We start from the raw sequence: 8,582 nt of genomic DNA on the forward strand, positions 1-8,582 counted from the left end.
TCGAATTTCGCTGGTACGCTTAACACTAAAGCCGAGCGTAAGCGAGCCGTTGCCATGCAGATTCTTCACGGCACCTGGATTCCGGAGGCAGACGACACCTTTACCCAGAATGGAGCTTTCTATTTGTGGGTAGAAACGACCGAGCGGCACCGATTTCGCCAACCGAGTCAGCGGCATCCGCACCAATTAGTAGCAACCGATCTGGCAGAACTGCTGACCCAAGAACTGGGCATTCAGCCGCCGAATTATCGCAAGCTAGAGGATTTTATTTCACCCCAATATTTTCTGCTGCCTACGGTAGACAATCAGCCGCTGCCTTCGCTAGAGCTTTCTCGCTATTTGGAACTAGAGTTACCAGAAAGCTTTGAGTTGCAGTATTGGCAAATTGACTGCTACAAAACCGTGGCTGCAGCCAAAACAGGCGGCTATGTGAATTCGGTGGTGAGTTTGCTGAACGATCTGCATTTTCTAGCACTGCACAATTTAGCCGAGATTCAGTTGGGAACCGATCTGCTGTTTTGGTTTCACTACACGCAAGCGCTGAAGCGAATCATTTACCGAGATCAATATATTCCGGCCCTGAAGTATCGCCAGCTGGAGCCGACCGCAGATCCGCAAAAATCCCAAACCAAAACTCGGTCAAAAAAACCAACCGAAACCCAAACCCAAACCCAAACCCAAACCAAGCAAAAGGCAGCCGCTTCAACTCGCTCCACGCGTCGCAGTTCGACAACTTCTGAACCTGCTAGCGAGACTCGCCGCAAGCGCTCGGCTGGACTGGCAAAACGCCGCACGGCAGCATCCCAAACGATTGATGTGACGGCAGTGGATATAACAAAAGAGAATAAATCAGTACCTAAGCAACAGTTCGAGATTTATCCGGGCTGGGAATTTATCGGTGAAGCTTACGAGGATATGATTCGACAATATGTCGAGTATATGCCATTGATATGCGCGGCTGGATTTGCTGAACCGTTAGAAACACCCGAATTTTACGACCGCGAATCCCTGCTGCGTCATTTCTCAGAATGTTTACTCACCGATATCCTCACCCATACTTCCATTACCCAAGCGTTTGAGAAGACAATCGCCGATTCGCTGCTGGCAGACTGTCTGCGTTCCACTGGCCCTTGGACCTCTGAACTGCGGCTAGAGCAATATCGGCAGTGGCAGGCATGGCGCGATCGGATTGGGCGAACTCAGTCGGATCTGTCGTTTTATCTCTGTTTCCAGCTTCAAGATCCGGCCAAATCAGAAGATCCTTGGGAACTTCAGTTTCAGGTTGTGCCCAAGCAGGATCCGTCGTTGCGAGTGGCGCTGCAAGACTATTGGCGTATGGGTTCCAAACAACAGCAGCAAGTTAAAAAACAAATGGGTGAACAGTTTGAACAACATTTGCTGATGAACTTGGGATACGCAGCGCGAATTTATCCGGCTCTATGGCGCGGACTAGAAACCGATCAGCCGGTTGGAATTGCACTGAACTTAGAAGCCGCGTTTGAATTTTTGCGGGAATCGGCCTGGGTGTTGGAGAATGCGGGCTACAAAGTGATTGTTCCAGCTTGGTGGACCCCGCAAGGACGCCAGCGTGCCAAAGTGCGCCTTAAGGCCAAGGGTAAATCCCTCACGGGTGGCGAAGATAAAACGAAAAAGTATTTTGCTTACGAGAATTTAGTGCAGTATGAATATGAGCTGGCAATCGGCGACGAACAAGTTAGCGAACAAGAATGGCAACAGCTTGTGAATACCAAGACACCCTTGGTGAAGTTTCGTGGTCAATGGATGGAGCTAGACCAGGACAAAATGCGCCAAATGCTAGAGTTCTGGAAAACTCACCAGCAAGAGCACCCTGAACTGAGCCTATTGGAGTTTCTGAAGCTGACCGCTGCCAACGAGGATAGTTTAGTCTTAGACGTAGACCGCCATAGTAGCTTGGCAGAGATGCTGGCGAAGCTGAGGGACAAAAGCCAGCTCCAGCCAGTCGATAATCCGCAGCATCTGCGGGGCGCGCTGCGCGAGTATCAGAAACGGGGCGTCTCCTGGCTGCAATTCCTAGAGCAACTGGGGTTGAATGGCTGTCTGGCCGATGATATGGGCTTGGGTAAAACGATTCAGGTGATTGCGCGGTTATTGCAAGAGCGGGAACAGCAGCCTCAAAGAAAATCGCTTCCGCCGACTTTGTTGATTGCCCCAACTTCGGTGGTGGGCAATTGGTACCACGAAATCCAACGGTTTGCCCCCGAACTGCGGGCACTCATTCACCACGGTAACCAGCGGGCTAAAACTGAGGCCGAGTTTCAGCAAGCTTGCTCTCGACAGGATCTGGTGATTACCTCGTTTGCGATTGCTCGGAAGGATATCAAACTGCTGAGCGAGATCCAGTGGCAGCGGATTGTTCTAGACGAAGCTCAGAACATCAAAAATCCCAAGGCCGATTTAACCAAATCCATTCTGAAGCTGACGGCTCCGCACAAATTGGCCCTCACCGGCACCCCAATCGAAAACCGGCTGCTGGATTTGTGGTCGATTTTCAATTTTCTAAATCCAGGCTATTTGGGCAATCAAACTCAGTTTCGCCGCGGCTTTGAGCTGCCGATCCAGAAGCACAACGATCCCCGCGCTTCAGTTACGCTGAAAAAGTTGGTGGAGCCGTTTATTTTGCGTCGGGTCAAAACCGACCAGTCGATTATCAAAGATTTGCCGGATAAAGTGGAGCAAAAGCTGTATTGCAACTTGACCAAAGAGCAGGCGTCTCTTTATGCCGCAGTGGTCAAAGATATAGAGGAACAAATCAAGACGATAGAAGGTATTCAGCGCAAAGGTTTGATTCTGGCAACACTGACTAAATTGAAGCAAATTTGCAACCATCCGATGCAGTTTTTGCAGGACGGTAGTGATTTCCTCCCAGAACGTTCCCACAAGCTCACCCGCCTCACCGAAATGATACAGGAAGTGATTGACGAAGGCGAAAGTATGCTGATTTTCACCCAATTCAATGAACTGGGCGAAGCGCTATCCAAATATTTGCGCCATATCTGTCACTACAATACCTACTACCTGCATGGCGGCACGGTGCGCAGCAAACGCGAACAGATGATCCGCGAGTTTCAAGATCCGGAAACTGAACCCTCGGTGTTTGTGCTGTCGCTCAAGGCGGGTGGTGTCGGTATCACACTCACCAAAGCCAACCATGTGTTCCACTTTGACCGCTGGTGGAATCCGGCTGTGGAAGATCAGGCCACCGACCGGGCTTTTCGGATCGGTCAGAAAAAGAACGTGTTTGTGCATAAGTTTGTGGCGATGGGAACATTGGAAGAACGCATCGATGAAATGATCGAAGATAAGAAAAAGCTGGCGGGGTCGATTGTCGGCGCGGATGAATCTTGGTTAACCGAATTGAATAACGAAGCGTTTAGGAAATTAATTGCCTTGAATAAGAGTGCGATTATGGAGTAGGGAGTAGGGAGTAGGGAGTAGGGAGCCTATGAATTCTTTGCTGATCGAGAAGTTAATCAGGCATCCCGAATTGATTTCGGATGATGCAGAGCAGCAATACATCATCAGCGGCGTCAGCTGGCAAACCTACGAAGCGCTGTTGTCAGATTTGGGAGATGACTTTCCGGGGCTGCGGGTTCACTATTTGGAGGGAACGCTAGAGATTACGATGCCGGGGCGCAGACATGAAGTGAGTAAGGACAACATCAGCCGGTTACTCGGAGTTTATTTTGAAGAAAGCCGCACTCGGTTCTATGGCCTTGGCTCAACCACATTCAGGCAAGAAGCGAAACGCCGAGGCGCGGAACCGGATGCTTCATTTTGCATTGGCACAGATAAAGCTTTTCCTGACATTGCCATCGAAGTCGTGCAAACCCACAGCGGCATCAATAAATTGAGTATTTATCAAGGCTTGGGTGTACCAGAAGTCTGGTTTTGGGAAAACGGCCAGTTTCAGCTTTATCGCCTGCGGTCAGAGGGCTACGAGCCGATTGACCAGAGCGAATTTTTGCCTGATTTAGACCTGGCTTTACTGGCAGCCTATGTTCAACATCCAGAGCCACTGGATGCAGTTCTAGAATTTCGAGCGGCTTTACGAAAACCCTGATCGAACGCCAGCCCAAATGCACAAATAGGAGCATCAGCCATGAGCAAATTTAGCCGAACTTGGTGGGGCCAAAAATTTATCGCTGCGCTGGAAGAGTTCAACGATGCGGGACGGTTGAGTCGGGGCCGCTCCTATGCCAACAACGGCAAGATTACCAGCTTTACGATCAAAAACAACCTGGTTACGGCTAAGGTGCGAGGGTCGGTCAATCCCTATTTCGGCGTCTACACTGAACCGCTCTACACCACCACGATAGAATTCCAGCCGATCAGTGCTGCCAAGTGGGCTGCGGCTATTTCCCTAATTGCCTCCAAAGCCAGCCTGATCTCACGCCTACTGCTGAACGAAATCCCCGACACCATCGACGATAGTTTCGCCACTCTGGGGTTAAACCTGTTGCCCCACAGCTACAAAGACTTCAAATCCGACTGCTCTTGTCCCGACTGGAGCAATCCCTGCAAACACATTGCTGGTGTCTATTATCTGGTTGCTGCCGAACTGGACCGGGATCCATTTTTGCTGTTTGAACTGCGCGGTCTATCGTGGGAAGACCTACATCGAGAATTGGCCAAATCGCCGCTGGGGCAAGCCCTGTCTGCCGAACTGCAACGCTCTGAGCAACCGCCTCGATCTGTAGCATCCTACTACACTCGTCCCCAACGGCTGCCAGCCCAACCGCCTGAACACCTGCGCGACTTTTGGCAGGGCGCTAAACGGCTGCCCCAAACGATCGAGCCGCTGCCCGAAATCCCCGTTGCCGCTATCCCAGTCAAAAAGCAGGGCGACTTTCCCGCCTTTTGGCAGCGCGACAACTCATTTATCGAAGCAATAGAAACCCTCTATAACCAGGTGAAAACCAAGGGGCCGCTGTAATCGGGATTCGATATTGATGGGAAGATAAGAAAAATATCCACAGGACAGTCCAGAGGACAGTAAAATCAGCGATATTAAAAGTATCCTTAGGACAGTCCAGAGGACAATAGGATGGGTAGGGGACAGGTCGATCGAATTCCGGTAAATCAGTTGGCAGAGCGCTATCAACTGGCTCGCAGTGCTGTATATAAGCGGATCGAGGATCTGGGCATCAAGACTGAGAAAATTGGCAACAAGGCTTACGTCAACGCCGAGCAGTTGCGCCTGCTGGATGAGGTGCACCAATTTATTAAGTCAGGCGGCACGATGCCAGAATTCCTGGATAGTCGCGGCCTCACCCGGTCAAAGGAGCTGTCCTCTGATTTGTCCTCTGGACTGTCTACAGGACAATCCGATCTGGTGCAGGTGGTGACGGCCATCGCGGCGCAGGTGGTGTCTCGCTTTCAGCCCTCTGCTTCTCCACCAGACCGGCTGGCCTACTTTGACAAACTTGAACAAGCAGCTCGAAACGGCTGGCTGCTGCGCACCTCGGAGATTGCCGATTTGCTGGATTTGTCACCGTCCGAGATTCTGCTCTACGGCAATAGCTTCCGCGAAGCCGGGTTTGTGTTTACCCAAGCGGGATACCGAGCGGGCGGCGAGATAGCCTGGAGAGTCTCAAAGCTTTAAAATGAAAAAGCCAGCCTGGGCTGGCCGATTGTTGATTCGATTGTTGATTCGTTTCGTTGATAGTGAGTTCGACGGTGATGTTGGTGTAAGCGCGGTTTGTGTGAGCACTGGCATCACCTCAGCATTTGCCAATCAGCTTGGGCAATTCGCCGCAGCAAAATTCGCAGCCAAAATGACGGGCTGTTAGCCGCTCTGGCTTTTGTGCGCCAGCGGAAGCGATACCCACCAGTGGGAGCGGTTCTTCCTGGACCCTTCAGCCTTTATTTCTCTCTCTACTATATTAACACATCCTGAGGAATTTCCTCAGGACTGTCCTCAGGACAGTTTATTTGCTACTAGAGAATTCCTCTGTTCGGTCGTTATGTCGCCTTCGTCCCCGGTAAAGGCACCCGTTGAGAATTTGAATCTGGACATTCTCTAGAAAAGAACTCGCCTACTCTCGCCTTGAGAAACAGGGAGAAATTTTATGCGGTTTTATGTATTTATACTTTTTTATCTGTAGCTTAATTTTTGCAAGTCATCACATTAAGTTTTCTAAAACCTCTATCTTTTTATAGGAGAGCACATTATTCTACTTTTAGCTAGTTGACAAACATATCCCCCCTATGTAGTTAGAAAAATAAGAATAATGTCACTTTCTAATTGGTTTCCACAATGGAATCCAGCAATATGCCAAAGCGCAAATTCTATACAAGAGGCGCACACGGCTTACCTAAAGCCAGATCGAAGTAGGCATCGGCTGAAGCATGTGAAGAGGCAAGAACCCCTCATTGTCAAGAGATCCAGGATTAATCAGCTGAGTCTAGCATGGTATTGCAAAGCAGCAGTAGCATTTATTGAACTAATCATTAAACTAATCGTCATCATTGATGAATCGATTGACCGCTTTGATCATAACTGGGTGGTTAGGCAAAGCGGTTTGAAAATGATGGATTGCAGGTGGCAGTTGAAGCTGCGGTACAACGAATAATGGCCGCACTAAAGATAGATTCAACACAGGTAGTCCAATACAGCTAGACTCAACTAAACCAGATATTCAACATCTTTGAACTACCAGCGATCGAACTGCTAGCGATCAGTTTCTGCAACGATCACTGACGTTCTATTTGCCTGTGCAGAAATATGCTTTAGATGGAATTGACACTATTAGTAAAGCAATAAGCTTAACGAAACAAGGGATTGACTATGGAAAAAATGAAAGACATGGTCGTGATCGTACCTGGAATTACAGGCAGCGTACTACAAAAAGATGGGAAAGATGTCTGGGGAGTGTCGCTACAAGCAGTGTGGCAGCTAGCCACAAGCTTTGGGCAATCCCTACAAGATCTAAAAATGGATCACGATGATGATGACCCTGAAATCGCTGATTTAGGCGATGGCATCCGCGCCACTCGACTCGTAGAAGATGCTCATATTGTGCCAGGATTGATCAAGATTGACGGCTACACCCGAACCTCTCGCCTGATTACCGATTATTTTGATGTCACTGTTGGCAATATCTATGACGACCCAGATGACAGAGCTGCCAACTTCTATCATTTTCCCTACGACTGGCGACGCAATAATCGCGTCACGGCCCATCTTCTGCAGCAGTTGATCCACAAACGCCTGAAACGATGGCGGGAAGCCAGCGGTGCTCAAGATGCTAAGGTCATCATTTTGGCCCATAGCATGGGTGGAATCATCTCTCGCTATTACCTGGAAGTCTTAGAGGGGTGGCGGGACTGCCGAGCTTTATTCACCTTTGGTACCCCCTATCGGGGCGCACCCAAAATGGCTCAATATTTGGCCGAAGGCTACAAAAAGCTATTTCTTGACGTGACTAATGTGATCCGATCTTTGCCGTCCGTCTATCAACTGCTGCCGATTTACCCCATGCTAGATATTGATGGCGTCGATGTTCGCATTGCAGAAGCTGAGATACCCAATATCGACAAAACCCGTGCCGAGAAGGCATTGAAATTTCATCACGAAATTCAGGAGCATGTTACTGAAAACCTGAAGAATGAGGACTATCGACGCTTGTTTACAACGGTGCCAATCGTTGGGATCCAGCAACCTACCGAACAATCAGCGATGCTTCAAGACGGAAAGTTCACGGTCAGCAAAAATATATTGCCCAAATCGCTCAAAGCCAGACCTGATCTAGAGGGTGGAGACGGTGCAGTGCCTCTTGTGTCTGCGATTCCGATTGAACTCTCGAATAGCTTTAACAACATGTTCATTGCCGAAACCCACGGCATGTTGCAAAACCAAAGCTTGATTTTAGAAGATGTGCAGCATCGTTTAGGAACCAACCAATTTGACCTAGCATCGATTCGTGCACCCCAATCGGCCATTAGTCTAGCCTTGGATGATCTCTATTTGCCCGATGAACCGATCGTTATGCACTCTAGACTAATTGCAACTCCAGGTGTCATGACTGGCTCTTTGCAAGCTGAAATCGTTTCGGTGACAGGTGATTGTCCTGCACTCAATGTCATATTCGAGCAACAACAGGAACAGGACTGGGCAGTGACGCTCGATGCCTTGCCTGCCGGGAAATACCGGGTCAAGGTGCAAACAGAGATTACGAATGCTCAGACCCCCACTCCTGTTCATGAGCTATTCGAAGTGGTGAAGGCGGAATAGCCAACCTGGTGTTGCTGAATTTAGAATGGTTTCGCCTCCCATTTCCCCAGAATTGGGGGGGCGAAAACTCTACAATAGCTAACCGCAATACAAGTAGGCTTCAAAGAGAATTCAAAGAGAGCCATGATTCAAGTTGATGAGCAAGTTGAGAACACAAATGTGTATCTCTAAGAATCTACTAAATATATGTTCAGAACCAATTAAATCGGGCTTTTGATTTTATCAGACTTCGTCGAGAATATTTTAACAGAGTTATTTAAAAAGCACTTACACAAATATTTCTAACAGTTCTGGCAAACGAAGAGGA

5 protein-coding genes are annotated in these 8,582 nt (G+C 49.0%); all 5 read left to right on the forward strand.

What is annotated here, in order from left to right; all coding sequences use genetic code 11:
• Nucleotides 1-54: 54 nt before the first annotated feature.
• On the forward strand, nt 55-3,456 hold the full coding sequence (locus HJG54_RS06700) for a DEAD/DEAH box helicase (RefSeq protein WP_316434066.1): 3,402 nt from the start codon (nt 55-57) through the stop codon (nt 3,454-3,456).
• 28 nt (nt 3,457-3,484) lie between these two features.
• A complete protein-coding gene (locus HJG54_RS06705) occupies nt 3,485-4,102 on the forward strand; it encodes a Uma2 family endonuclease (protein WP_316434067.1) in 618 nt (205 codons plus the stop codon).
• A gap of 39 nt (nt 4,103-4,141) precedes the next feature.
• On the forward strand, nt 4,142-4,975 hold the full coding sequence (locus tag HJG54_RS06710; RefSeq protein WP_316434069.1) for an SWIM zinc finger family protein: 834 nt from the start codon (nt 4,142-4,144) through the stop codon (nt 4,973-4,975).
• 111 nt (nt 4,976-5,086) lie between these two features.
• Entirely contained in the window at nt 5,087-5,644 is a 558-nt protein-coding gene (locus HJG54_RS06715; protein ID WP_316434071.1) for a hypothetical protein, read from the forward strand.
• A 1,185-nt stretch (nt 5,645-6,829) separates the two neighbouring features.
• A complete protein-coding gene (locus HJG54_RS06720; RefSeq protein WP_316434072.1) occupies nt 6,830-8,275 on the forward strand; it encodes a lipase/acyltransferase domain-containing protein in 1,446 nt (481 codons plus the stop codon).
• Nucleotides 8,276-8,582 lie beyond the last annotated feature (307 nt).

It is taken from the genome of Leptolyngbya sp. NK1-12 (genome assembly GCF_032598965.1).
Taxonomy (GTDB): domain Bacteria; phylum Cyanobacteriota; class Cyanobacteriia; order Elainellales; family Elainellaceae; genus Elainella.

What these genes read in the sequence shown, in the direction of transcription:
- HJG54_RS06715 (WP_316434071.1), top strand. Translation starts at nt 5,087, where the DNA reads ATGGGTAGGGGACAGGTCGATCGAATTCCGGTAAATCAGTTGGCAGAG.
- HJG54_RS06700 (WP_316434066.1), top strand. Translation starts at nt 55, where the DNA reads ATGCAGATTCTTCACGGCACCTGGATTCCGGAGGCAGACGACACCTTT.
- HJG54_RS06710 (WP_316434069.1), top strand. Translation starts at nt 4,142, where the DNA reads ATGAGCAAATTTAGCCGAACTTGGTGGGGCCAAAAATTTATCGCTGCG.
- HJG54_RS06705 (WP_316434067.1), top strand. Translation starts at nt 3,485, where the DNA reads ATGAATTCTTTGCTGATCGAGAAGTTAATCAGGCATCCCGAATTGATT.
- HJG54_RS06720 (WP_316434072.1), top strand. Translation starts at nt 6,830, where the DNA reads ATGGAAAAAATGAAAGACATGGTCGTGATCGTACCTGGAATTACAGGC.